Origin of the sequence: Microseira sp. BLCC-F43 (genome assembly GCF_041929235.1) — a bacterium.
Classification (GTDB): Bacteria; Cyanobacteriota; Cyanobacteriia; order Cyanobacteriales; family Aerosakkonemataceae; genus Microseira.
On sequence record NZ_JBHFNP010000313.1, the window covers coordinates 24288 to 46578 of the forward strand.

Sequence of the window (22291 nt, forward strand, 5' to 3'; positions counted from 1 at the left end):
TTAGCAATTAGCAATTAGCAATTAGCACTGCATGGGAGAAAAGAGTATTTTAGAACTGGCAAAGCTGGGCAATAGCAATGCGCTCGCCGAAGTGATGAATCAATTGCTACAACCTTTGGGCAGCAGTTGTACGGTCAAAGCGATCGGCGATCGCTTGTACGTTTTTGTCGAGTCATTACAAGTCCCAGATCAAAAAGCTGTCGTGACCACAATCCGTCAAGCGATGATGACTTGGCAGCTTGACTCGCTCAAAAGTGTTAAAATTTACGCGCGTAAGTTAGAAGATCAAGTTGCAGCTTGGACTCAAGAATTTAACTTGGAACAAAAATCTGAAACCCCATTGCCCACCGTTTCTGACTCCAATTTTAATTCCAATGGTAAGGAGCGCGCTCCAGTTCAAAATGAATTATCATCTCAGGGAAACAATGGTTCAGCACCTAAAAAAATAGCGCCCAAAAAGCCTAAAAAATCTTCATCTCATATCTGGCGCAATTTAGAAAGAATTATAGTGGTATTTATTACCTTTATGGTAACCACCGTACTTTGGGACAGATGGGGATTTTTCAAACCTCTAAATTACCCCTCAGAATTTAGCAGTCTTTTAAACTCCTGGTTAAGTCTGGTTAACCAGCGCACGGCGACTATTTCAGGAGGAGCATGGGTAACCAAAGAAGCAGGAAATTCAGATATTCTTAGAGGGTTGGAAATCGCTTTATGCAAAGCCAGCGTTAAACCAGAAATTAAGCGCGTCAGAGATAATAAATGGCGTGAAAGTATATATAAAAATAAAACGCCCATCGGTTACTGGCACTTAAATATCGAAGCCATGAACGCAAAAGTTTCTTCCCATACAGGTTGTTTTCAAGTCGTGAAAACGGGAATAGAGGGAAAGTATACAATTCCTAATGTTCCTTTTGGCTCTTACTTTCTCTATGCACCTTATGAAACTTCAGTTGCCAAAGCTTATTGGATGGTTCCTGTGGAAATAGAAAGTACAAAACCGCTCCAGATCGATCTGGATAATTCAAATATGATGGAACTCTACAACCGAGAATAAAAATTAACGGGATCAATCCTCTCGCTCAAATGCTAAGTTTTGTGTAATTGAACCCACGCCCATTGATAAACCTCAAGCTGCTGTTTTGCCTGCAATTGGGCAAAAAAGCCGCCCTCGCTTCAGTCCTCGCCCCACCCCACGGCTTTTATTGCCCAGACTAAAATAGACTTAGCTGAGTTAAATACTAGCTAGATATGCCAAACTCTCTACTAGGAACTGTTTTAGGTGTCTTTATTGTATTGGTGATTTCGGGTTTAAAACTAGACCGGGAATATCAACGCGGCGTCATTTTTCGCCTGGGTCGGATCAAAGGCGTAATGGGACCTGGTTTGTACTGGACGATACCCGTAATTGACCAAAAAACCCAAATCGATATCCGCACCAAAACCGTCAACATCGAACCCCAAGAAACCGTTACCGCTGATAGCGTCACGATCAAAGTCAACGCGGTTCTTTACTACCGCATTCTCGATCCATCCAAAGCGATCAATAAAGTCGAAAATTACCAATTGGCTGTCTATCAAACCGCTTTAACAAGTTTACGCAATGTCGTCGGTCAAAATATCTTGGATGACGTACTGCAAAACCGGGATAAAATTAATACCAAAGTCCAAGAAATAGTCGATGAAATTACTGAACCTTGGGGGATTATCATCGAACGGGTGGAAATGAAAGATGTAGAAATTCCACCCAGTATGCAACGGGCAATGGCAAAAGAAGCCGAAGCCATTCGGGAAAAACGCGCCCGTTTGATTAAAGCCGCTGCGGAACAAGAAGCCTCGATTAAATTAGCCGAAGCCTCGCAAAAAATTGTCGAAAATCCAGCCGCATTAGAACTGAGACGGCTGCAAATGCTGACGGAAATTGGCGCGGAAAATAACACCACCACGCTGATTATGATGCCTTCTGATTTTATCAGTTTAGCCAAGACTTGGACAGAGGCGCTGGAAAATGGCAGCAAGCGGAATGTCTATAATTCACAAGTGCAGCCACTTCAACCAGAAAACAATCCTAAAGAATAAATACCCACGCGGGTTCAGAAACCGGGTTTCTGCCTAAGTGTTGAATTTCTTTACGTTTTGTAGCAAAATGATTCAAGAACCTAGCAGTTAAAGATCGAATTTCAAATGAGCAGTGCAGTTTTTGACATCGCTGTCTTGACCATCGGCGGCGAGGATAAGCAACTATCCGAGTATGGGGGGAAAGTACTCTTGATCGTCAACGTGGCTTCTTACTGCGGCTACACGCCCCAATACGCCGGACTAGAAAAGTTAAACCAAAAGTATCAAGATGCAGGGTTGCGAATTCTAGCGTTTCCCTGCAACGACTACGGCGCACAAGAACCGGGAAGCAATGCAGAAATTCAACAGTTTTGCACTCGTAAATACGGTGTCAGTTTTGAACTGTTTGATAAGGTTCATGCCAGGGGTCCCCAGCAGCACCCGCTTTATGCAACGCTGACCAAAGCAACTGAGTCAAAAGGCGAGGTGTCCTGGAACTTTGAGAAATTTTTGATTAGCAAACAAGGCGAAATTGTAGCTCATTTTAAGAGCAGTGTCGCTCCAGATTCCCCGGAATTAATTGCGGCAATTGAGCGCGAGTTAGCAAAGTAAGTCTGTACCACGGGGTAGTAGCACAGCATTATCAATCTTCCTGCTTAAACCGAGGTATCTGTATTGCCGTGCTACTACATCAATTAATCTTCAATCAATTAATATGGAATCGTTGTTTTACACTTGGAATAATTATCGCTGTACCTACTCAGTTCATCACCCAACCAATTCAACGGGTGATGAGGGTGTACCTCTGTTATTAATTCATCCCATTGGTGTAGGGTTGTCTCGGCATTTCTGGCAACGGTTTTGTCGCGTTTGGTATGAGACGGGACATGGAAATCCGATTTATAATCCAGATTTATTGGGTTGCGGTGAAAGCGATATGCCCCACGTAGCTTGTACCCCTGCGGATTGGGCAGAACAATTGCATCATTTTTTGCAGACCGTGGTGCAAAAACCTGTTATTTTAATCGTCCAAGGTGCGCTGTTACCTGTGGGACTGGAATTGGTCAAATTGCAAAGGTCAGCGAATTTAATTCGGGGATTAATATTAGCGGGACCTCCAGCTTGGAAGGTAATCGCAAAAAAAGCACCGAATTGGCAGCAAAGATTTGCTTGGAATTTATTAGATTCTCCTGTAGGTAGTGCGTTTTATCGCTATGCGCGACGGGAGGAATTTTTACGATCTTTCTCTACAAAACAATTGTTTGAGACGGGTGAAAAAGTCGATAACGAATGGTTGGAAATGTTACAAGAAGGGGCAAAAAATCCGGCGAGTCGGTATGCGGTGTTTTCGTTTCTAGCTAGATTTTGGCAGCAGGATTATGGGGATGCGATCGCCAACCTTACCCAACCCACTTTAGTCGTTTTGGGAACGAAATCTTCTAGTATCAGTAAAGAAGGCAAGCAAGAAACCCCGGACGACCGTTTGCTGGAATACGTCAAGCACTTACCAAACGGTCGCGGAGTCAAAATTCCGGGTCGAAATGTTCTGCCTTATGAAGCAACAACCGAGTTTGTGGATGCGATCGCACCATTTATCCGATCGTAAAACCTGCTGGGTTTCTGCGGCAGCGATACGTGCTACTTACACGCTGAACGCGAACGCACCCTAGAACACTTAATAACGCAAGTTGCTAGTTATAAACAAGGGCGTTGCTAATTGCTAATTGCTCATATAGGATTTTTACCAATCTCGCCATTAGCCATTAGCCATTAGCTGCTATGCATGAGATAACTAGCAACTTGAGTTAATATCTAATGGTTGATATAAATAACCTGACAAATCAAAATTAATCTGACCTTGACTGGGTAATTGATGCCTTTAACCAGTTTTTCTATCGCGGTATATGCAGTTGATAGAAACTTGGTAGATGACCCTGAAATTGTTCGGAAATTAGCAGCCTTATTCCTGGGACGGAATCCTAGTTTAGATTTGGCAAAGTGGGAGTTGATGGCGCTGATGCTTTATCAAGCAGTCGCCAATCTCCTTTGCTTACCGCTCAACCGAGATGAAAAATTTCGCCATAATAAGATGATGGCAAAATGCAAATTTATTTGGGTTGAGCTTCAGAATTTTCTGCCAGACACTGGCCTCACGTGCCCCGTAACCAGCGCCAGCTGCAATTTGATAAAGGCATTAAAGTCTTCCATTTCGTCGTTGGTTTGTAGAAGTAGATGCAACCGCTTTTCTGTTTCTTTGGTTAAATAACCTTTGGTCAAGGCTTGTTGGACAGCTTCGCGGATTGACATACACAAAATCGGAGATTAGTCAAGGACTATCAATATTTTTTTCAGCAAAAACCGATCGAGTTTTGAAGAATTTCTTGCTAACGAAGCTTTCAGCTTCTTGGTGACGATTATTTTTCTCGTACAAGTCAAGCTGAAATCTTCACCTAGAACAAATCTCTTTTGAATCAGTTTTTGCACAATAGAGAAAACAAATTCATCTAGCCATTCAGTGTAAGTATCTAGGTCGTACAAATTTTCTACAACCCAGTCGAAAGTATCCGGTTCGGTTTCATAGACTTCCAGCAGTGCTGCGGAAAAAATTGTTTTTGCATACTCACCACCTTTGATACAGTTTAGCGTATTTTGACAAAACTCAATCAGGGATTTACTTTTACATTGTAAAGCGCGGATAATTAACCCCAGATCCAATTCCAATGACTCAGTATAGTTTCTGTCGGACATATTACTATCCTCTCGCTCGATACTTCTAAGATTAAAACGAAAATGTGCAGAAATTATGGAGATCTAGGCAAATACCTGTAAAACTTTGATGAATTTAAATGACCAAACTTACCTACGTAGTCCGAGATTTCGCCTCGGTATAATTTCTATGTTTATCTATACTTATAGCGGCTTCATGCGTAAAATTACTGAAAATAGAGCGATAAGGAGATGAAAAAAAGCGTCAACAAAGTGAAAATTGCTGCTGGCTTAAAACTCATCGCCCCTTTATCTTGCAAGGGTTTTGGGCAGTGGAGTTCTTAATGGATAAACTGTTTTTTAGAATGAAAAATGTGTAATCGGGTAGCAGTTAGTGGAAATTATTCGCGTACTACCTACTGCCCCCTGAGTAATTTCACGTAAATCGATGACGGAGGATAATTAGCAATGATGAAGTTAGTCGGAAGCTAATTTGGGAGGACGACCCCTCAAACCCGTCATCAGCTGCAATACATAAATTTTAACAGGAGCAATGTGGCGCAGGATCCACAAACCGAATCGGCGAATGACTACCATTGGTAACCAATTATTGGAAAACATCCGATCGAGGAAATCAGTCATCCCTAAAATGGTGAGATTTTCGGTTTTGCGCCAGCGTTCGTAGCGCCAGAGTACCCCGATATCGCCAATATCTTCACCTTGCTGGTGCGCTGCGGTCAAAATTTGAGCTAATACTGCGGCGTCGCGGATACCCAAGTTCATCCCTTGTCCGGCGACGGGATGACAACAGTGGGCGGCATCGCCGATGAGTGCGAGGCGGTGTTGGGCGTAGCGATCGCTCTGCATCAACTGTACCGGGAATAAATATCGCGAGCCGATCAATTCCAATTTCCCCAGCAGTCCCCCCGTATGGTATGCCAATTTTTGCAGAAATTGCTTTTCGTCGAGTTCCAGTAACGCTTTTGCTTCCCTGTGGGGTGCAGTCCAAACAACTTGACAGCGATTTCCGGGTAAAGGTAAAACTCCCATTGGACCAGAAGGCCAAAAACGCTCGTAGGCGACATTATTGTGGGATTTTTCTGGTTTAATCGTTGCTACCACGCAAGATTGCCAGTAATGCCAACCTTTTGTCTGGATACCTGCCCCTTGACGAATGCGCGATCGCGCCCCATCCGCCCCCACCAGCAACCGAGTCCGAATGCGGGAAAGGGTAATGGGTAATTGGTCATTGGTAATGGGGGGAGAATCCAAACTGCCCCCCTGCCCGATCTGGGGTAGGCGCAATTCGATTTCCACCCCATCTGCTTGATATTCGGCACGTATTACTTCTGCGGGACAGAGGAAAGAGACATTCTTGCTGTTTTTTAATTGGTTTTGCAACGCACTCAACAGTACCCGGTGTTCTGCCGCATAACCCAGACCATTCGTGCCTAGTTCCTGGGGTTCAAAATACACTACTTTGTCATAATCGGCGTCAGATAAGCTGATTTGACCGAATGTAGAGATTTGGGGCAAAATCTCGTCCCAAACACCGATGCCCGCAAAAATACGCCCAGAAAGTAGGGAAATTACGTAAGCGCGACCTTTTGCTACCGCAGCAGACTCGGCTTGCGCCTCGATCAGCAGTATACTGAGGCCAGAATCCTTTAAGGCACAAGCGAGGGTTAATCCGATAATGCCGCCGCCGACAATGGCTAAGTCGTAATCAAATGCCTGGGGCGCGATCGCTTGCGACATCGAGACGGTTTGAGCGAGTTGTTGGGACGCCATGTTTAACTAAACTGATCTAAAAATTATTATCTGGTTAGTATTTTGGCAATATCAATCGGGTGTTTGCAAGTCGAGCAATTTCAAATGAAATGACTAAAACAGCTTTTGTTACAGGCGGTACGGGTTTTATCGGTGCTAACTTAATTCAATTGCTCGTGCAGGAAGGATATACTGTACGGGCGCTGGCGCGTCCTAGCAGTCGTTTGGATAACCTGCGGCATCTCGATATTGAAATTGTCAAAGGCGACCTTAACGACCCTCAATTGTGGCAGCAAATGGCGGGGTGTCAAGTCCTGTTTCACGTTGCGGCGCATTATTCGCTTTGGCAAACCGATAGGGATTTACTTTATCGCCATAATGTGCTAGGAACTCGCAATATTTTAGCTGCTGCTCAAAAAGCGGGAATTGAACGAACGGTTTATACCAGTTCGGTAGCAGCAATTGGGGTTAAACCGGGAGGAATTGCCGATGAAACTTATCAAAGTCCGCCCGATGCATTGATTGGGGATTACAAAAAATCTAAATATTGGGCGGAACAAGAAGCGATTCAAGCTGGAAAAACACAAGATGTGGTTATTGTCAACCCCAGCAGTCCGATTGGGCCAATGGATATCAAGCCTACTCCTACAGGGGATATTATTTTAAGGTTTTTGCGGCGACAAATGCCGTTTTATCTGGATACGGGGTTAAATTTTATTGACGTGCGGGATGTGGCGCGGGGACATTTGTTAGCTTTGGAAAGGGGTAAGGCGGGCGATCGCTACATCCTTGGTAACCAAAACCTCACCCTCAAAACCCTCCTCGATCTACTTTCCCAAATTACAGGTTTAAAAGCACCTCAAAGCAGCGTTCCCGCTTGGTTGCCCCTGGGCGTCGCCTGGGTGGATGAGCGAATTCTCGCACCTTTGGGAAAACAGCCTTCGATACCTTTAGATGGCGTCCGCATGGCGACGCAAACTATGTATTACGATGCCGCAAAAGCTGTGAGAGAATTGGGTTTACCTCAGACACCAATCGAGATAGGTTTGAAAGATGCTGTAGACTGGTTTAGGAAGTATTTTGAATTGGGATAAATTCAAAACGTTACCCACATCTAACAGCCTTGTCGCTACCCATAAAACCCGCCCTGCAATAAATTACAAGGGCTTTTAGCCAAAGTCCACTTAAGTGGACTCGAAACATTTCTTTAGTCCACTTAAGTGGACTAAAGCTATGATCCAGGGATTTTAATCTCCAGGCAAGCTGGCAGGGAAAGCGTCAATCTGACTAACTACTTTTCCTACCAAATCTATATACTATAGGCATAAAATATATGATATATTTATTTCAGCAGTGACTTAAAAGTGAATTATGAACCTGAAAAAAGGAATCAACCCGCTACAAAGTGTCAAAGATAAAGCAGAGGAAGTTGCAGGTCAATTAAAGGAACAGGCTACAGAACTTTCTGCAGCCGCCCAAGAACAATTTGAGGCTGTTTTAGACGAATACAAAAAGGTTCTACCAATTGCCGAAAGTCTCGGCCTCGAGGTAGGAAGTTTTGAGGTAGAAATGGGGATATTGCCCCAAATTAAAACATCGCTAGTAGGTTCGGTAGAACGAATTAACAACGAGGCAGTTCAAACACTGATAGATCAGCATCAAAACAATAAGTTATTGGTGCTGATATTCAAGGCTTTACTAATGACCAAAGACATGCAAAAACGACTAAATATAACCAATTTAAAAGGGATTGTCGTTGATATCAGACTCGGCGTACCTCCCAAGGTATCTGTGAATTTAGCTTCCTAAGTCAGTCAGAAACCCGGTTTCTTAGACAATACCTTCACCAAAATACCCTCACCCTGAAGGGTGGGGCTATACAAACTTTGGCTGCCTCCGCAGCCTGCAAGCAATGATTTTAGCCCACGTAGGCAGCCAAAGTTTGTGTGGGGCTATACAAACTTTGGCTGCCTCCGCAGCCTGCAAGCAATGATTTTAGCCCACGTAGGTGGGCTTTGTTTGTGTAGCCCCATGCTTCAGCGTGGGGCGTTTCAGAAAATTGGCGCAGGTATTATTAGAGAAACCGGGTTTCTAGGTTTCAAGTTTCCACCGCAAATGCTTCTGGATCGACGCCCCAATTCACCCAGCTAATTGCCTCTCTGGCGGATTTCATCGAGGGGGGTACGCGCAAAGCATGAATAAATCCTGTGCTGGGGCAGGTCATTTTTAATAAATAAATTGGCTCCACATCAACTTGGCGATCAATTTTCAACAAAGTGTATTCTCGCCAGGTATCTAACTCGGTTGCTTGCAATTCTTGGCAGATGCGGGCGTAACCAATTCCCTGAATTAGCACTCGCCGCAATTCGGCGTTTTGTTCTTCTAAAATCCATTGTACTTGCCACTGATTCGGGTGCAGTTGCCCCTATTTTTCAGGCACTATCACGCCGTGATAGGCGTAAACGCTGAAGCCGTCGGCATACTGAATCGCGGGTTCTCCTTCTGCGTGCAGGCGTTGTTGATTATCAAACGAGAGGATGCGGGGGCGATCGCATACATAGCAAGTTTTTTCAAAAGCAAAAATCCAGCCACAATCAAACGCTAGCGACTGAAAGATTTGCCACTTTTTTGGCTCGAAAGCGCAATTTAAGACAGAAATACAAAAATCACAATAACTGCCAACAAATGCCAAATCTACAAGGTAAAGGTAATTATCAAAATACCTCCCCAGTTGGCTCCATAGCTGGCTCCCCAGTTGGCTCTCCAGTTGGCTCTCCAGTTGGCTCCACAATTGGTCATCCAGTTGGCTCCACAGTTGGCTATCCAGTTGGTTCCACAGTTGGTTCCACAGTTGATTCCACAGTTGGCTATCCAGTTCGCTCCCCAGTTGACTCACAAGAGCGTAGCAAGCCGCAAAAGGGCTATCACAAACAATAATCTCAGGCTCTTGATAGCCAATCAGTTCGTAAGCTGCTTTTATAGCATTAGATGATTTTTGAGGATCGATCGCTGCGGTAGAAAGTGCTATCCTTCGCCACTTCTCTCGATATACCGGAATTAAAGCTTCTTGCTTTTGCGTCAGTTTTTCTATCTTAATCTGCGACATATCGCCATCTGTTACCGGGTTTCTTAGACCTATGCTAGCGATCGCCACCATTACCCGACTGATGCACGAGGTGCGTCTGGCGATGGGGGTAGGGGTAGGGCAGTAAAACTATCTTGGTACAAAGCAAAAAAGGTAATGATGCGGTAACTTTACCAGAGATTTAGGCGATCGCCACCCATCCCCCAATTAAAAAAGTTGCACATGGCGTCATCAGCTTTTTGGAGTTTTGAGGAACACTAAACGGAGAGACTGTAGCTAAAACAGCGACTCTGATTAGAAGCGAACGCTGCTGATGCACGCAAACAAGGTGAGAGGAGTACTATGGCAATAAATTTACAACAAGCCCTCGAAGTCGGCAAATATCTAGTCACCCAACGTTTGAAGGGTCGGAAAAAATTCCCCCTCGTCTTGATGTTGGAACCTTTATTTCGCTGTAACCTCGCTTGTCCAGGTTGCGGTAAAATTCAACATCCCAACGAAATCCTCAAACGCAATCTCACCCCCCAAGAGTGCTTTACCGCCGCCGAAGAATGCGGCGCACCCGTTGTCGCCATTCCCGGCGGCGAACCGCTGCTCCACCCACAAATTGGTGAAATTGTCAAGGGATTGGTCGAGCGCCGCAAGTTTGTTTACCTCTGCACAAACGGCATTTTGTTGGAAAAAAGCTTAGATAAATTTGAGCCTTCCCCTTACTTTAGTTTCAGCGTCCATTTAGACGGTTTGCGGGAACATCACGACAAATGCGTAGATCGTGAAGGCGTTTTCGATATTGCGGTAAAAGCGATTCGCGTCGCTTTAGCGAAAGGATTTCGCGTGACGACTAATACTACCGTGTTTGAAAACAGCGATCCCAAGGAAATGCAGGAATTCTTTGACTTCGTCAGCAGCTTGGGAGTCGATGGCATAATGGTTTCCCCAGGCTATAGTTACGAATGGGCGCCGGATCAAGAGCATTTCCTCAAGCGGGAACAAACCAAAGCTATTTTCCGCGAAATCTTAGCTCCCTACAAGGCAGGTAAGAATAACTGGAGCTTTAACCACAACCCGCTATTTCTCGATTTTCTCACAGGCGAGAAAGAATACGAATGCACGCCTTGGGGAAGTCCGAGTTACAGCGTTTTGGGATGGCAAAAGCCTTGCTACCTGCTAAACGAAGGTCATTATTCCACATTTCAAGAACTGCTGGATAATACCGATTGGAGCAAATACGGTCGCAAGAGCGGTAATCCCAAATGTGCTGATTGTATGATGCATTGCGGCTTCGAGCCAACCGCAGCAATCGATGCATTAGAACCGAAAAACATGATGCGTGCTGCTAGCAGTGTGTTTGGAATGGCTAAATAGTACGGTATCTACGCATTTGGGTTAAAGCGCGAAATCCCCACCCGCCCGGAAATTTATTTCCGGGCTAATAGCTCAAGTCCATTAAAATGGACTAAAAAGCACAAATAAAATAGTCGGTTAAAACCGAATAGCGTGGTCAATCCCCAACCGCCCGCAAATAAATTTCAAAGGCTTTTAGCTCAAGTCGATTAAAATAAACTAAAAAAGCACGTATAAAATAGTCGGTTTTAACCGACTTGAGCTATTAGCCAGGGAATTTATTCCCTGGCGGAGTGGCGGACTGTTGCAAGAACTCTATTAACCCATGCCTTATTGCGCCATCCCCGATGCTAGAACTTCACTGTCATACAACCTATTCTGACGGCTCTTTAACGCCCACACAACTCGTTGCTGCTGCTGCTAACGCAGGAGTACGCGCCCTTGCTATTACCGACCACGATACGCTTTCTGGGTGGGATGAAGCGTTTTGCGCCGCCCTCGAACACCAAATAGAAATTGTGCCGGGAGTGGAATTAAGTACCGTTCATAATGACCGTTCTCTGCACATTCTAGGTTTTTACCCAAAGCGGGAGAAATTGAATCAAGGATTGCATTTGCGCTTAGAAGGACGTTTCCGTCGCGCCAGACAAATGGTAGAAAACCTAGCCAAGTTGGGATACCCAATCGAAATGCCCACTTTAGGCGAAGGAATGGCACCGGGACGCCCCCATATTGCCGCTGCTTTAGTCAAAGCGGGATACGTCCAATCATCCCAAGAAGCATTTGATCGCTGGTTGGGAGATGATAAACCAGCTTACGTGCATTACGAGAAATTTTCTATTGTTGAAGGGATAGAATTATTAAGGAATAGCGGTGCAGTTCCAGTATGGGCGCATCCCTATCTATTTCGCGGCGGTAAAGTCGAGGACGTGCTAAAAGAAATGGTGGATGCGGGTTTAATGGGAGTGGAAGTTTACCATCCGACTCACAGTGCTTCGGAAGTCCGCAATCTAGAAAAACTGTGTCAAGAATACGACTTGTTAATGACAGGCGGCAGCGATTATCATGGCCCTGATGTTAAAGGATGGGAACCTACTAAATTAAATATGATGCACTTGCCTTTAAACTTGCTTGAGCCTATTAAAGCAGCTGCTGGATGTTAGATCGGAAATCGGGTTTCTTTAACCGATATCTTGCACCTTTGGACCCACCCGGAAATAAATTTCCCAGGCGAGTAGCCTAAGTCCATTAAAATAGACTGGAATACCTAGTCCTCTGAAGAGGACTTTTGCTATTAGCCAGGGAATTAATTCCCTGGCGGGTTAACGGCGTGATGCAATATCTGAATTTAACAAACCGGGTTTCTGTGAATTAAACCATCTGCGCTAATCGACTAATTCGCTCAGAATAGCTTTTCATTACCTCAAGCGCAAACATGGGCATTTCTTGTACGGCGAAAAGAAAACGCTGCCGATTGAGATAAGCTAGTTCACAGTCAGTTTTTGCGATGGCGCTATAAGTTCTATCTTTTACCTCAACTAGCGCCCCGGTGCCAAAAACTGCACCTGTCTCTATTGTCTCTACAATCTTGCCGTTGACCAATAAATCAACTTCTCCAGACAGGATACCGTACATTAAATCAGCCGGATCGCCTTCTTTAAAGATAGTTTGACCTGCTGAAAATGTTTTAGGTTGGGACTGTTTTTGGAGGATGCTGACTGTCAGCGCTGGGTTTGTCATTTATTCGATGCGAATGTATTCTGCTGCTGGTTGAGTGGTTTCTATTTTATCTTCCGATTTGTGGTAACGTTCGTCTAGCCAAGCTAACCCTGCACCCGTTACTTCTGCCAAAATGGAAATGAAGCGGAATAGGGCGACGATACTTAATAATACACCTGTTGGGAACGATTGATTTAGGAGTGCGACCGCTGTCCCCTCCAACACCCCCACCCCTCCCGGCGCCCCCGGAACTACCACCGACAACAGCCAAGCTAAACTAAAACTACTAACCAGCATCGGCAGTTGATTTAAACTTACCGGATTTATTGCGATAAATGTTAGCAAAAAACCCCCGCATCGCAGACTGATAAAGCACAATGCCCCTAATAATAATTTTAACGGATAGCGTTCGATACATGCCGCCGCATTAATATTAGGACAGGTAGGGTTTTTCTTGAACTTTCCAGTAAATCCGATCAAGGGATTCAAAACCCGCGGATGGACAATAGTCAAAATTCCGACTAAACAGGGTACTTGCAAAGTCCAACTCTGAGCAGTTGGCGATATACTTCCAGATAAATGACTGCTTACTAAAGTAGTCAATAACGCTGCTGCTATCATTAAAAATGGTTCTATAACCACGCTTAAGGTAGCAATTTCTGGCGAAACCCCTGCATTTTTAGCGTTCCAAATTCTGCCGTAGTAGTGCCAAAGATGTCCTGGTAAATATTTAGCAATGTGGGTTTTCAAGTAAACTTTAATCACCCAAATGCTGTTCAAAGGTTGGTTAAATTCTCCCAGGGTCAAACTCCACACCCATCCCGCACAACTAAACGCCAGTAAGGTTACTACTATGGCGCTTGCTAGATAAAACCATCCTACTGGTTCAATTCTAATTGCCGCTACTTCCTGCCAATGATTTTGGAATGCTTTCACCAAAAATATCAGCATTCCTCCTAAAATTGCCCAGTGCAGGAATGGCTTGAGGCGAGATAATTTTTGTTTCATACAGTTGGTTGGTTTTTCTCGACAATTGCTCAGGAGCGTTAGACTTGCACCCAGAACTAGCTCAGAAATAAATTTCGCTTTTGCTATCAGCATAAATTTATTTTGGCGCTGACTTTATAATTATTTCCCTGGCGGTCTCTGGTAAGTTTAACAAATTTTTCTACGAATTTCACCTCCCATTGGTTTTTGCTCGTCTATTTTTTAAATTTACGTAATTTCACGGGGTTGCTGACGCAATTTCTGCGAGTAGAAAGAGGCGGACTCTTTGCCGCTAGCGCACTCCTTAGCAAACTGAATTAGGTGGTGACCGACCATGCCAACGTGAATCAGACTTTCAATTTTACCCGCTTTAAAAGCCGGTTTAGCAAATTTCCAGAAAGTTTGGCGGTAATTGCCAAATAAGCCGACTCGAAGCAGAATATTGCCCATTATAGTCAAACCTTTGAGAATTTTCTCCTTAGAAGTGCGAGCGGGACTATTAGGAACCTTAATCCGGTTTGGGTAAGTATTTTGCACGTTGTAGGCGTACCGCTGATATAAAAATTCTGGGTCGTAGGCGGTGGTAATGCAGCGCCGCCACATTTCTACCACCTGTTCGTAGGGCAGCAAAAATTCTACATTCGATTCGCGGCTTTCATCGTCAACCAAACGCCCTTCTTGTTCCAATCTGCGCCACAGGGGAGTTCTGGGTAAAGCGTGGAGCAAGTTAATCGTCAGCATGGGAATATTAGAGAGACGAATAAACTCTAATATTCGGTCTGCGGTATCGGGGGTATCCGTATCCAGTCCCATAATAATTCCCGATACAACCTCCATGCCATAGCTGTTCAATGTTTTGATTGCCTCTAATATTGGCATACTGAGGTTGTGGGTTTTGGAAATCGAATGGAGTGCATCTTTTTCCGGGGTTTCGATGCCGCAAAAAACCGTACAAAAATAAGCTTCGCGCATCATTTCCAGCAACTTCGGACTCATTGCTAGATTTAGCGTGGCTTCGCAAGCGAATTGGACGGGATAGCCATTGCGCTTTTGCCAGTCTATCAGGTGGGGCAGTAAATTCATGACGGCGCGGCGATCGCCTACAAAATTATCATCGACAAAATACACCGCCCCTGGATTCCCACATGCCAGCATCTGATCCAATTCGGCGATAACTTGTTCTGGAGTCTTGATGCGCGGATTTCTGCCGTATAATTCCGGAATATCGCAAAATTCGCAGCGATAAGGACAACCACTAGAAAATTGAATATTCGCCAGCATATACTGATCCAGGTTGACCAGGTGATACGCCGGAGTGGGAAACTGGTTTAAAGGTAGGCGTTCCTTGGTTTCAAAGCGAATTTGTTGGGCAGGACGTTCCTTGTGTGAGTCTAGGTATTCGATCATGCGATCGCTCGCATCTCCCAACTCGCCAATGTGTAAAATATCAAAATCCGGGTAATATTCGGGACAACCCGACACCGAAGGCCCACCCACAACTGTTATTTTGCCCTGTTGGTGCGCCAGTTCGTTAATCCGATTAATATGAGGACGCTGGATGTGCATCCCGCTGACAATCACCACATCCGCCCATTTATAATCTGCCTTCTTCGCTGGTTTGATATTTTCATCGACAAACCGCACTTCCCACTCTTGAGGCAAATACGCAGCCACGATTAATATACCTTGGGGTGGCATAAACGCCTTTACCTTGCCCGTCAGCGGGTAGGCGTGGTGCAGCGTCCCAAAAGAACGGCTGTATTTGGGAAAAACGCAGAGAATGCGGCGATGATTCTGGGGAATATAGCGAATTCTTTCCCCAACCATCTCCGGAACTGGCTTTTCAAAGTCTTTCAGCGTAGTAGTCATCCAAGTTCCCCTCACACGCTTTTTTGGTGATGACACTAGCCCAATTTAAATTGTCCAAATCGTAATTGCAAGCTTTTTGAGCATAGAGAGCAGCTGTAGGGTGCGTTAGTGAAACGTAACGCACCATTCCACAAGCTTTCGGTGCCGTACTCCACTGATAACCCACCCTACCAGTCTGCACTTTTGTGTTGAGGGTAATTTCGGCGATATAATTCCACCAAACCGAGTAAATCTTGAGCATAGTTAGTTGCTGGGTCGATATTGCAGTAGATCAAACTGGTAGGATTGTTGATTTCGTGGGCAATTCCCGCAACTACCTGACCCAAACTAGCCATTTTTTCAGTCAGAACTAACTGAGATTGGCTACGTTTTAATTGCTCGACAGTTAGTTCTAGCTGTTGCGCCTTTTCTATAACTTGCAGTTCGCTTTGTTGCAAAGCGGCTTCTGCTTGCTTGCGATCGCTGATATCCCGCGCCACCCAAAGGGCTGAATTATCTGAAATTGGAGTAATCCTAACGGTAAACCAAATTTCTTCACCCTGACTTAAACTGTAGTCAAATTGGAGTATTTGCTGTTTTTCTATTGCCTGCCTCACTTTATCCAACCAGGTATTAGCCGTCCGATCCTGAAAAAATTGTTCTACTATTTGGCTGATTAAATCCGCGCGGTGTTGATTTAAAACAATTAAATTAGTTGGGATAATTTCTAAACTTTCGAGTTCGCTGCTAGTCGTATTTACGATCAGCACGAGATCGGTCATCGCCTCAAGCACTGCACGCATCTTCGCTTCAGACGAGCCGATCTTCTCCTCCAGGAGATTATGCCAAGTAATTGCGGAATCGGTTTTAAAGTTTTGCATGATCTGTGAAACGCGGTTTGCACCCTGGTGGTATTGAATATGACCCTATGCCAGCGTGGCTGGTTAGGAATAAACATTTCTACCGTATATTAAAGAATAAACTGCCAGAAACAGTAAAAATACCAGATTTTTGCCCTAAAAAAGGCATATAAAAGAGGTTGAGGGTATAAAAAAAGACTTAAGGTATCTCAGGAGGATGGAGAAGCGATCGCGCAAAACAGGCTGAACGTGATATAAAAGCGGAAGCGGTCGGGTTGGGTGCGATCGCGGATGTAATAATTGCTGAAAGGCACAGTTGCAAAAACAAATCTGTGAAATATTTTTTTCTTTCTGAGGGATGGGCTGTCAGCAGAGTATGGTCATCCGATGGCCTGTGGAACGAAATCGCTTGGCGACGCCAACCCAATATTCGGCGATTGAACCTTTGTCTGGTAGAAAGAAACGAGATTTTATGGCTTTATCGCGTAGAAGACGCTATTTTAACCGTGGAAGTCAAGCCCATCGACCCCAACCAAGTGAGTCAAGCTGCTCAAAGTATCAGTCACGTGATACTGAAACGGCTGATTACGGGTGACCAGGTACTTGAGCGACTAGGGGCAGCAGAAGCTACCTGCCAGTTGGTGAACATACAATCTGTAGTTTTGTGACATCCTCCCCGCAGAAGCTGGCGCGATGGTGGGGATTCCCATCATTACTGATCAGACTTCCTGGTTATACGAGCAACCTTACCCGGTTAAGCATCAGCGTCGTGAGCATGTCACTCAGAAGCCGATATCGGGGTTTTGGGGCGTCCTTGCGCCACTACAAACCAGCGGCCAAGCGGGCGCCCAGCGCGGGTAAAGAAAGATTAAGAATCAGGCAGGAACTAGAAAATTTGACACTTAAGCCGAAAACCTTTGTATTTCCGCTCGCTTGCTTGCTGCCCAAGCCCTAATTCCCAATGCCACATCTCCTCAACCTGCTTGCATTAGGTTCTATCAATAGTTACACTTCTTTAAACACTCTAATTTTGTTAAAGGCACTGTTAAACTGCCCACAGCGTTCCAAGCCAAGCCCGGTAAGGACATTCAGTGGACAGATACAAGATCTAAAACTTTAACAAACAGCACAAAAGTTCGTCGAACTAACACCACCAATCGAGGAGGAGCGTAGTCAATGGGACTACCTTGGTACCGAGTACATACAGTCGTCCTGAATGACCCAGGCCGATTGATATCTGTACACCTAATGCATACTGCTCTCGTGGCAGGATGGGCCGGTTCGATGGCACTGTACGAACTGGCTATTTATGACCCCAGCGATCCAGTACTGAACCCGATGTGGCGTCAAGGCATGTTCGTCATGCCCTTCATGGCTCGCTTGGGCGTAACAGATTCTTGGGCCGGTTGGAGCGTCGTCCCCGGTAAAACAGCAATCGATCCGGGATTCTGGTCGGTTGAAGGCGTTGCCGCCGCTCACATCGCCCTTTCCGGTTTGCTGTTCCTAGCTGCCGTATGGCACTGGGTTTACTGGGATCTGGAACTCTTCAGAGACCCCCGCACCGGCGAACCGGCGCTGGACTTGCCAAAGATGTTTGGCATTCACTTGTTCTTATCTGGTCTTCTCTGCTTTGGTTTCGGCGCATTCCACCAAACCGGCTTGTTCGGTCCTGGGATGTGGATTTCCGACCCCTATGGGTTGACGGGTCACGTCCAACCTGTAGCACCGGAATGGGGGCCTGCTGGCTTTAACCCGTTCAACCCCGGTGGCATCGTCGCTCACCACATTGCTGCGGGTATCGTTGGCATCATTGCTGGCTTATTCCACTTGACCGTTCGCCCACCGGAACGCCTCTACAAAGCGCTGCGGATGGGGAATATCGAAACCGTACTTTCTAGCAGTATCGCGGCTGTATTCTTTGCCGCTTTCGTAGTTGCCGGTACGATGTGGTACGGCAATGCTGCTACCCCCATCGAACTGTTTGGCCCCACCCGCTATCAATGGGACCAAGGTTATTTCAAACAAGAAATTAACCGCCGCGTCCAAGCAAGTTTGGATGAAGGTGCCAGCCTTTCCCAAGCTTGGTCGGCAATTCCAGAAAAACTGGCATTCTATGACTATGTGGGCAACAGTCCTGCCAAAGGCGGTCTGTTCCGCGTCGGGCCGATGAATAACGGTGACGGCATTCCAGTAGGATGGCAGGGTCACGCGGTGTTCACCGATGGCGAAGGTCGTGAATTGACCGTGCGCCGGATGCCCAACTTCTTTGAAACCTTCCCGGTTATCCTGACCGATAGCGATGGAATTGTTCGCGCTGACCTTCCCTTCCGTCGGGCAGAATCTAGGTACAGCTTCGAGCAAACTGGCGTCAAGGTTAGCTTCTACGGTGGCTCACTCGACGGTCAAACCTTCACCGACCCGGCAGATGTGAAGAAGTATGCTCGTAAAGCTCAATTGGGAGAAATCATCGAGTTTGACCGGGAAACCTTAGGGTCTGACGGGGTATTCCGTACCAGCACTCGCGGTTGGTTCACCTTCGGACATGCTTGCTTCGCCTTGTTGTTCTTCTTCGGTCATATCTGGCACGGTTCTCGGACTCTGTTCCGCGATGTGTTTGCCGGTATCGACCCAGAACTATCGGAAGAACAAGTCGAATGGGGCTTCTTCCAGAAATTGGGTGACAAGACCACCCGCCGCCAGGAACAAATTTAAGGTTTGCTAGCTCTTGTCTTGATCTGGGTCTAACGATGACGAAAAATTGCTATTAAAGCGCGTCAGTCCGTTAGACCTTTTTTACACCTGCTTGGTAGACTGATAGTTGGCTGGATAGTCAGGAATTTTTGATATGGAAAGCTTTGCTTACATTTTGATCCTAGCGTTGACGCTGGGTGTCCTTTTCTTTGCTATTGCCTTCCGCGAACCGCCTCGGATCGAGAAGTAACTAGCAAATTTCATCTTCTCTGTTGCTGCTGGTAACCTTTCAATAGCAAAAGCCGCTGTGACCTATTTGGCGATCGCGCGCCTCTCCCTTGGAGAATCGCTGGTTGGCTAGATAAAAAGGTAACAGTTGGCTTTCGCTTTTTTACTAACGCAAGTTGCTAGTTACATCCTTTGCGGACTGGTAATAGGTAATGGGTAATGGGTAATTGCGAACATCGGAACCCCTTATGAATCCAATTACCTATTAGCAATTAGCAATTAGCAACTTGGGTTAACTAGACTTCGCTGACTACTGACTCAAAAGGATTTTGACACCATGAAGTGTCCTTTCTGCCAGCATGGAGAAAATCGCGTCCTCGAATCCCGTTCCGCAGAAGCGGGACAAAGTATCCGCCGCCGAAGAGAATGTTTACAGTGCAAGCATCGCTTCACGACTTACGAGCGAATTGAATTTGTGTCCATCACTGTTCTGAAGCGGGATGGGAGGCGAGAATCTTTTGACCGTTCTAAATTGCTGCGCGGTATAGTTCGAGCTTGTGAAAAAACGGGTATTCCCCAACTGCGACTCTCAGAGATTGTAGATGAGGTGGAATCGCTTCTCCAGCAACGCGCTTTGCGCGAAGTTAGCAGCAATGAAATCGGAGAAATGGTACTTCAGAAGCTGCAATCGCTTTCTGAAGTGGCTTACGTGCGCTTCGCTTCTGTTTATCGTAAATTCCAGGGTATTCGAGATTTTGTAGAGACTTTAGATCGGCTGCAAAATAATGCCGATAAAACGGATAATCAAGAAAATGCCGCCGATTTTTCCCAAAATTTAGAACAGTCCGCAGAGGATTCCGATCGACGGGAAACAGAGGCTTCTTTTATGGCTCGTTCTTAACCCAGCTAAATTATAAAGGAGCGATCGCTTCTGTGAAAGATAGTTTGTCAGCTGGCGTTCGCGCCAGCGGAAGGGAGGCATATCGCACCCGTTTGTCGTTCGTGCAATCTATCGTCACTTCACAAACTTTATCGGTAATAAAAATCAAAATTTTTTAGCGGATCGCTCCTTAACCTCAACGAACGATAAACGTATCCAAAATTCTTAGCAAGTTTAACAGCTAATTTTTTCCAAATCGATCTTTTCGGGTATTCAAGCATTTTCTGCTTTTCAAAATAACTAGACATTTCTTTTGGATCTGATTGTCCCTTTTTGATTTTTACTAACTCTGTCCTGTCCTTAAAAAAGGAAATCCCCTCGATTGCATCCCATCTTACAGGTAATCCCGCTTTTGCCGTTGCCAATCCTATTGCACTTTTTTCTGAATCATAAATTCCGTTTAACTCAAAATAAGGTGCGCTCGCCTCCCATTGCCTTAAAAATTCTGTTTCCTTTCCACATTCTCTACTTAGTACAAACAAATATTCATAGACAAATTTTACCCCAGCATCTTTTATGTTTAGCATCAATTTTTCTGCTACCTTATTGACGACTGCAAACTCTTTACAATATTTCCATCTAGAACTCTTGCATACCTTTTGGTCATACTATGACAAGCTCTAGCTTTTATCCCTGGTATTTGAATCCATTCCATATCTTGAGGCACGGGAGCTAATATTCGCATATCTGCATCAATATATATGCAACAATTAAATAAGCTTAGACATTTTTCAATCACAAATTTCTTATCATGGTAACACCCAACACTTTGTTGTTTATGAGAAAAAGATAAAACATTAGGTTGGTTGCTAAAGTAGTGAGGCTTATCTGTAAGAATTACAAAGGAACTATGGGGCGAATATTTCTCTATGTCTTTAGCTAATTCCAAAGCCAAAGCGCGATAACTATCACCTAATGCCAACGTACCAAAGCAGAATTATTGTTGTCGAGCCATAATGTGCTTAATCCTTTTTGATAATTAAGTGAAAATAGGCTGGGAGGTATTTCTCGCTTCCCATATGTTAAAGGTTCGGAAATACTAAGGTATAGTAGGACATATTGCAGTTTCTTCGTTTCTTCGTCAGATTTATCTCTTTCTTTAATCACGTATTCTTTTGATTCTTCAGTTTTCCTAAATAATACAATTCAAAATCCCGCAGGCAAACCACTTTTAATCTTAACGAACGATAGAAATACATCAATTTATTACTGACTTTGTTCGCCAGTTTTTCCAGTTTAGACTGGTGAGGATGTTCGAGCTTTTTTTGGATTTCAAAATAGATCAATTTTTCATTCGGATCTACCAATCCACGTTTGATTCTTTCTGCTTCTATTCTATCGTTGAAGAAGGGAAACCTATCTATAGAGTCTAATCTAAGTGGCAACCCGGCTTTAACAGCCGCCATCCCGATAGCGTTTCCTTCTCCATCGTGAACTCCTTGGATCTCAAAATAAGGAGCCATCATTTCCCACAGTCTTAAAAATTCAATCTCTTTTCCCGCGTCTCTTTTAACGGTAAATAAAAATTCGTTAATCCATTTAACTTCTTCTAATTTTAGATCTAATTTATCGGCTAAATCTTTAATAATTGCCAAAGTTTTATGCCGGTTTTCGTTATGTTTAAGGATGCTGGTTCCACTTCTTGCTGTTATTCCTGGAAGCCATTCTATATCCCCGGAAACGTCACCCAATATTCGCATATCTGCATTAATGAATATGCAAGTATCAAATAGCTCTAATGCTTTAGCAAGAACAAACCTTTTATCGTGCCAACATTTAACCCCTTGTTGTCGATGCTTAAAGGCTAGAACGTTAGAGCGACCGCTAAATTCCCTGGGGTTATCAGTTAAAATCACAAATGAAGTGTTGGGCGAATATTTTTCTAGATCTTCGGCTAATAACAAAGCCAGAACCCGATATTTTTTACCCAAGGCTAAGGTGGCAAAGCAGAAGTCTTTTTCCGATTTTTGGCAAGACTCTCGATTGAGCATTGATTCAACGCCTTCTATGCAAGTAAAGATTTAATTAGAAGAGCGCCCTGATGCAGTTTAATCC

The 22291-nt window shown here is 44.8% G+C and carries 23 protein-coding genes and 1 pseudogene; 12 read left to right on the forward strand and 12 right to left on the reverse strand.

The features are described from left to right. Window positions 1-31: 31 nt before the first annotated feature. From ACE1CM_RS41950 to ACE1CM_RS41965, 4 genes are all read left to right on the forward strand, one after another. Entirely contained in the window at window positions 32-1057 is a 1026-nt protein-coding gene (locus ACE1CM_RS41950; RefSeq protein ID WP_374885200.1) for a hypothetical protein, read from the forward strand. Window positions 1058-1251: 194 nt separating this feature from the next. After that, on the forward strand, window positions 1252-2079 hold the full coding sequence (locus ACE1CM_RS41955) for a slipin family protein (RefSeq protein ID WP_374885202.1): 828 nt from the start codon (window positions 1252-1254) through the stop codon (window positions 2077-2079). A 105-nt stretch (window positions 2080-2184) separates the two neighbouring features. Continuing rightward, complete coding sequence (locus ACE1CM_RS41960) at window positions 2185-2670, forward strand: glutathione peroxidase (protein WP_374885203.1); 486 nt, start codon at window positions 2185-2187, stop codon at window positions 2668-2670. A 103-nt stretch (window positions 2671-2773) separates the two neighbouring features. Then, window positions 2774-3664 carry an alpha/beta fold hydrolase gene (locus ACE1CM_RS41965; protein WP_374885205.1) on the forward strand — a complete coding sequence of 297 codons (891 nt, stop codon included), beginning with the start codon at window positions 2774-2776 and terminating at the stop codon, window positions 3662-3664. A gap of 518 nt (window positions 3665-4182) precedes the next feature. On the opposite strand, the gene ACE1CM_RS41970 is transcribed toward ACE1CM_RS41965, so the two are convergent. From ACE1CM_RS41970 to ACE1CM_RS41980, 3 genes are all read right to left on the reverse strand, one after another. Beyond that, window positions 4183-4365: a hypothetical protein gene (locus tag ACE1CM_RS41970; RefSeq protein ID WP_374885206.1), complete on the reverse strand. Its 183-nt coding sequence runs from the start codon at window positions 4363-4365 to the stop codon at window positions 4183-4185. Window positions 4366-4380: 15 nt separating this feature from the next. Beyond that, a complete protein-coding gene (locus tag ACE1CM_RS41975) occupies window positions 4381-4806 on the reverse strand; it encodes a hypothetical protein (RefSeq protein WP_374885208.1) in 426 nt (141 codons plus the stop codon). A 435-nt stretch (window positions 4807-5241) separates the two neighbouring features. Further along, entirely contained in the window at window positions 5242-6555 is a 1314-nt protein-coding gene (locus ACE1CM_RS41980) for an FAD-dependent hydroxylase (RefSeq protein ID WP_374885210.1), read from the reverse strand. An 89-nt stretch (window positions 6556-6644) separates the two neighbouring features. Here ACE1CM_RS41980 and hpnA point away from each other — a divergent pair, with 89 nt between their 5' ends. Both hpnA and ACE1CM_RS41990 read left to right on the forward strand, forming a co-directional pair. After that, complete coding sequence (gene hpnA, locus ACE1CM_RS41985; protein ID WP_374885211.1) at window positions 6645-7628, forward strand: hopanoid-associated sugar epimerase; 984 nt, start codon at window positions 6645-6647, stop codon at window positions 7626-7628. A 277-nt stretch (window positions 7629-7905) separates the two neighbouring features. Then, window positions 7906-8343 (forward strand): hypothetical protein, encoded by a 438-nt coding sequence (locus ACE1CM_RS41990; RefSeq protein WP_374885213.1) that lies wholly within the window; start codon window positions 7906-7908, stop codon window positions 8341-8343. Window positions 8344-8632: 289 nt separating this feature from the next. Here ACE1CM_RS41990 and ACE1CM_RS41995 read toward each other — a convergent pair. Both ACE1CM_RS41995 and ACE1CM_RS42000 read right to left on the reverse strand, forming a co-directional pair. After that, a pseudogene (locus ACE1CM_RS41995) lies at window positions 8633-9226 on the reverse strand (DUF6745 domain-containing protein). 22 nt (window positions 9227-9248) lie between these two features. Continuing rightward, window positions 9249-9323: a PT domain-containing protein gene (locus ACE1CM_RS42000; protein ID WP_374885233.1), complete on the reverse strand. Its 75-nt coding sequence runs from the start codon at window positions 9321-9323 to the stop codon at window positions 9249-9251. Window positions 9324-9961: 638 nt separating this feature from the next. On the opposite strand from ACE1CM_RS42000, the gene hpnH reads away from it, so the two are divergent. Further along, window positions 9962-10984 carry an adenosyl-hopene transferase HpnH gene (hpnH, locus tag ACE1CM_RS42005; protein WP_374885214.1) on the forward strand — a complete coding sequence of 341 codons (1023 nt, stop codon included), beginning with the start codon at window positions 9962-9964 and terminating at the stop codon, window positions 10982-10984. Window positions 10985-11310: 326 nt separating this feature from the next. Next, window positions 11311-12126: a PHP domain-containing protein gene (locus ACE1CM_RS42010; protein WP_374885216.1), complete on the forward strand. Its 816-nt coding sequence runs from the start codon at window positions 11311-11313 to the stop codon at window positions 12124-12126. 208 nt (window positions 12127-12334) lie between these two features. On the opposite strand, the gene ACE1CM_RS42015 is transcribed toward ACE1CM_RS42010, so the two are convergent. From ACE1CM_RS42015 to ACE1CM_RS42030, 4 genes are all read right to left on the reverse strand, one after another. After that, complete coding sequence (locus ACE1CM_RS42015) at window positions 12335-12703, reverse strand: cyclic nucleotide-binding domain-containing protein (protein ID WP_374885218.1); 369 nt, start codon at window positions 12701-12703, stop codon at window positions 12335-12337. Further along, window positions 12704-13690 carry a lysylphosphatidylglycerol synthase domain-containing protein gene (locus ACE1CM_RS42020; protein ID WP_374885219.1) on the reverse strand — a complete coding sequence of 329 codons (987 nt, stop codon included), beginning with the start codon at window positions 13688-13690 and terminating at the stop codon, window positions 12704-12706. 207 nt (window positions 13691-13897) lie between these two features. After that, window positions 13898-15538: a B12-binding domain-containing radical SAM protein gene (locus ACE1CM_RS42025; protein WP_374885220.1), complete on the reverse strand. Its 1641-nt coding sequence runs from the start codon at window positions 15536-15538 to the stop codon at window positions 13898-13900. A 167-nt stretch (window positions 15539-15705) separates the two neighbouring features. Next, window positions 15706-16398, reverse strand: a complete 693-nt coding sequence (locus tag ACE1CM_RS42030) for a hypothetical protein (protein WP_374885221.1) — start codon at window positions 16396-16398, stop codon at window positions 15706-15708. A 311-nt stretch (window positions 16399-16709) separates the two neighbouring features. Here ACE1CM_RS42030 and ACE1CM_RS42035 point away from each other — a divergent pair, with 311 nt between their 5' ends. The 4 genes from ACE1CM_RS42035 to nrdR all read left to right on the forward strand — a co-directional run bounded on the left by ACE1CM_RS42035 (window position 16710) and on the right by nrdR (window position 20197). Next, on the forward strand, window positions 16710-17045 hold the full coding sequence (locus tag ACE1CM_RS42035; RefSeq protein ID WP_374885222.1) for a hypothetical protein: 336 nt from the start codon (window positions 16710-16712) through the stop codon (window positions 17043-17045). Between the two features lie 508 nt (window positions 17046-17553). Further along, window positions 17554-19089 (forward strand): photosystem II chlorophyll-binding protein CP47, encoded by a 1536-nt coding sequence (psbB, locus tag ACE1CM_RS42040; RefSeq protein ID WP_374885224.1) that lies wholly within the window; start codon window positions 17554-17556, stop codon window positions 19087-19089. Window positions 19090-19222: 133 nt separating this feature from the next. After that, the gene (locus ACE1CM_RS42045; RefSeq protein WP_226582684.1) at window positions 19223-19318 is read left to right on the forward strand and encodes a photosystem II reaction center protein T; all 96 of its coding nucleotides are present in this window, start codon (window positions 19223-19225) and stop codon (window positions 19316-19318) included. 315 nt (window positions 19319-19633) lie between these two features. Continuing rightward, on the forward strand, window positions 19634-20197 hold the full coding sequence (nrdR, locus tag ACE1CM_RS42050; RefSeq protein ID WP_374885226.1) for a transcriptional regulator NrdR: 564 nt from the start codon (window positions 19634-19636) through the stop codon (window positions 20195-20197). A 128-nt stretch (window positions 20198-20325) separates the two neighbouring features. Here nrdR and ACE1CM_RS42055 read toward each other — a convergent pair whose 3' ends face one another. The 3 genes from ACE1CM_RS42055 to ACE1CM_RS42065 form a co-directional block, all read right to left on the reverse strand. Continuing rightward, the gene (locus ACE1CM_RS42055) at window positions 20326-20763 is read right to left on the reverse strand and encodes a hypothetical protein (protein WP_374885228.1); all 438 of its coding nucleotides are present in this window, start codon (window positions 20761-20763) and stop codon (window positions 20326-20328) included. An 11-nt stretch (window positions 20764-20774) separates the two neighbouring features. Next, window positions 20775-21158, reverse strand: coding sequence for a hypothetical protein (locus ACE1CM_RS42060; RefSeq protein WP_374885230.1), 384 nt, complete (start codon window positions 21156-21158; stop codon window positions 20775-20777). 181 nt (window positions 21159-21339) lie between these two features. Then, entirely contained in the window at window positions 21340-22227 is an 888-nt protein-coding gene (locus ACE1CM_RS42065; protein WP_374885231.1) for a hypothetical protein, read from the reverse strand. Between the last annotated feature and the right edge of the window lie 64 nt (window positions 22228-22291).

Bases quoted from the DNA above. Each gene is read 5' to 3' on its own strand.
- ACE1CM_RS41950 (WP_374885200.1), top strand. From the start codon at position 32: ATGGGAGAAAAGAGTATTTTAGAACTGGCAAAGCTGGGCAATAGCAAT.
- ACE1CM_RS41955 (WP_374885202.1), top strand. From the start codon at position 1,252: ATGCCAAACTCTCTACTAGGAACTGTTTTAGGTGTCTTTATTGTATTG.
- ACE1CM_RS41960 (WP_374885203.1), top strand. From the start codon at position 2,185: ATGAGCAGTGCAGTTTTTGACATCGCTGTCTTGACCATCGGCGGCGAG.
- ACE1CM_RS41965 (WP_374885205.1), top strand. From the start codon at position 2,774: ATGGAATCGTTGTTTTACACTTGGAATAATTATCGCTGTACCTACTCA.
- ACE1CM_RS41970 (WP_374885206.1), bottom strand. From the start codon at position 4,365: ATGTCAATCCGCGAAGCTGTCCAACAAGCCTTGACCAAAGGTTATTTA.
- ACE1CM_RS41975 (WP_374885208.1), bottom strand. From the start codon at position 4,806: ATGTCCGACAGAAACTATACTGAGTCATTGGAATTGGATCTGGGGTTA.
- ACE1CM_RS41980 (WP_374885210.1), bottom strand. From the start codon at position 6,555: ATGGCGTCCCAACAACTCGCTCAAACCGTCTCGATGTCGCAAGCGATC.
- hpnA (WP_374885211.1), top strand. From the start codon at position 6,645: ATGACTAAAACAGCTTTTGTTACAGGCGGTACGGGTTTTATCGGTGCT.
- ACE1CM_RS41990 (WP_374885213.1), top strand. From the start codon at position 7,906: ATGAACCTGAAAAAAGGAATCAACCCGCTACAAAGTGTCAAAGATAAA.
- hpnH (WP_374885214.1), top strand. From the start codon at position 9,962: ATGGCAATAAATTTACAACAAGCCCTCGAAGTCGGCAAATATCTAGTC.
- ACE1CM_RS42010 (WP_374885216.1), top strand. From the start codon at position 11,311: ATGCTAGAACTTCACTGTCATACAACCTATTCTGACGGCTCTTTAACG.
- ACE1CM_RS42015 (WP_374885218.1), bottom strand. From the start codon at position 12,703: ATGACAAACCCAGCGCTGACAGTCAGCATCCTCCAAAAACAGTCCCAA.
- ACE1CM_RS42020 (WP_374885219.1), bottom strand. From the start codon at position 13,690: ATGAAACAAAAATTATCTCGCCTCAAGCCATTCCTGCACTGGGCAATT.
- ACE1CM_RS42025 (WP_374885220.1), bottom strand. From the start codon at position 15,538: ATGACTACTACGCTGAAAGACTTTGAAAAGCCAGTTCCGGAGATGGTT.
- ACE1CM_RS42030 (WP_374885221.1), bottom strand. From the start codon at position 16,398: ATGCAAAACTTTAAAACCGATTCCGCAATTACTTGGCATAATCTCCTG.
- psbB (WP_374885224.1), top strand. From the start codon at position 17,554: ATGGGACTACCTTGGTACCGAGTACATACAGTCGTCCTGAATGACCCA.
- ACE1CM_RS42045 (WP_226582684.1), top strand. From the start codon at position 19,223: ATGGAAAGCTTTGCTTACATTTTGATCCTAGCGTTGACGCTGGGTGTC.
- nrdR (WP_374885226.1), top strand. From the start codon at position 19,634: ATGAAGTGTCCTTTCTGCCAGCATGGAGAAAATCGCGTCCTCGAATCC.
- ACE1CM_RS42055 (WP_374885228.1), bottom strand. From the start codon at position 20,763: ATGCTAAACATAAAAGATGCTGGGGTAAAATTTGTCTATGAATATTTG.
- ACE1CM_RS42065 (WP_374885231.1), bottom strand. From the start codon at position 22,227: ATGCTCAATCGAGAGTCTTGCCAAAAATCGGAAAAAGACTTCTGCTTT.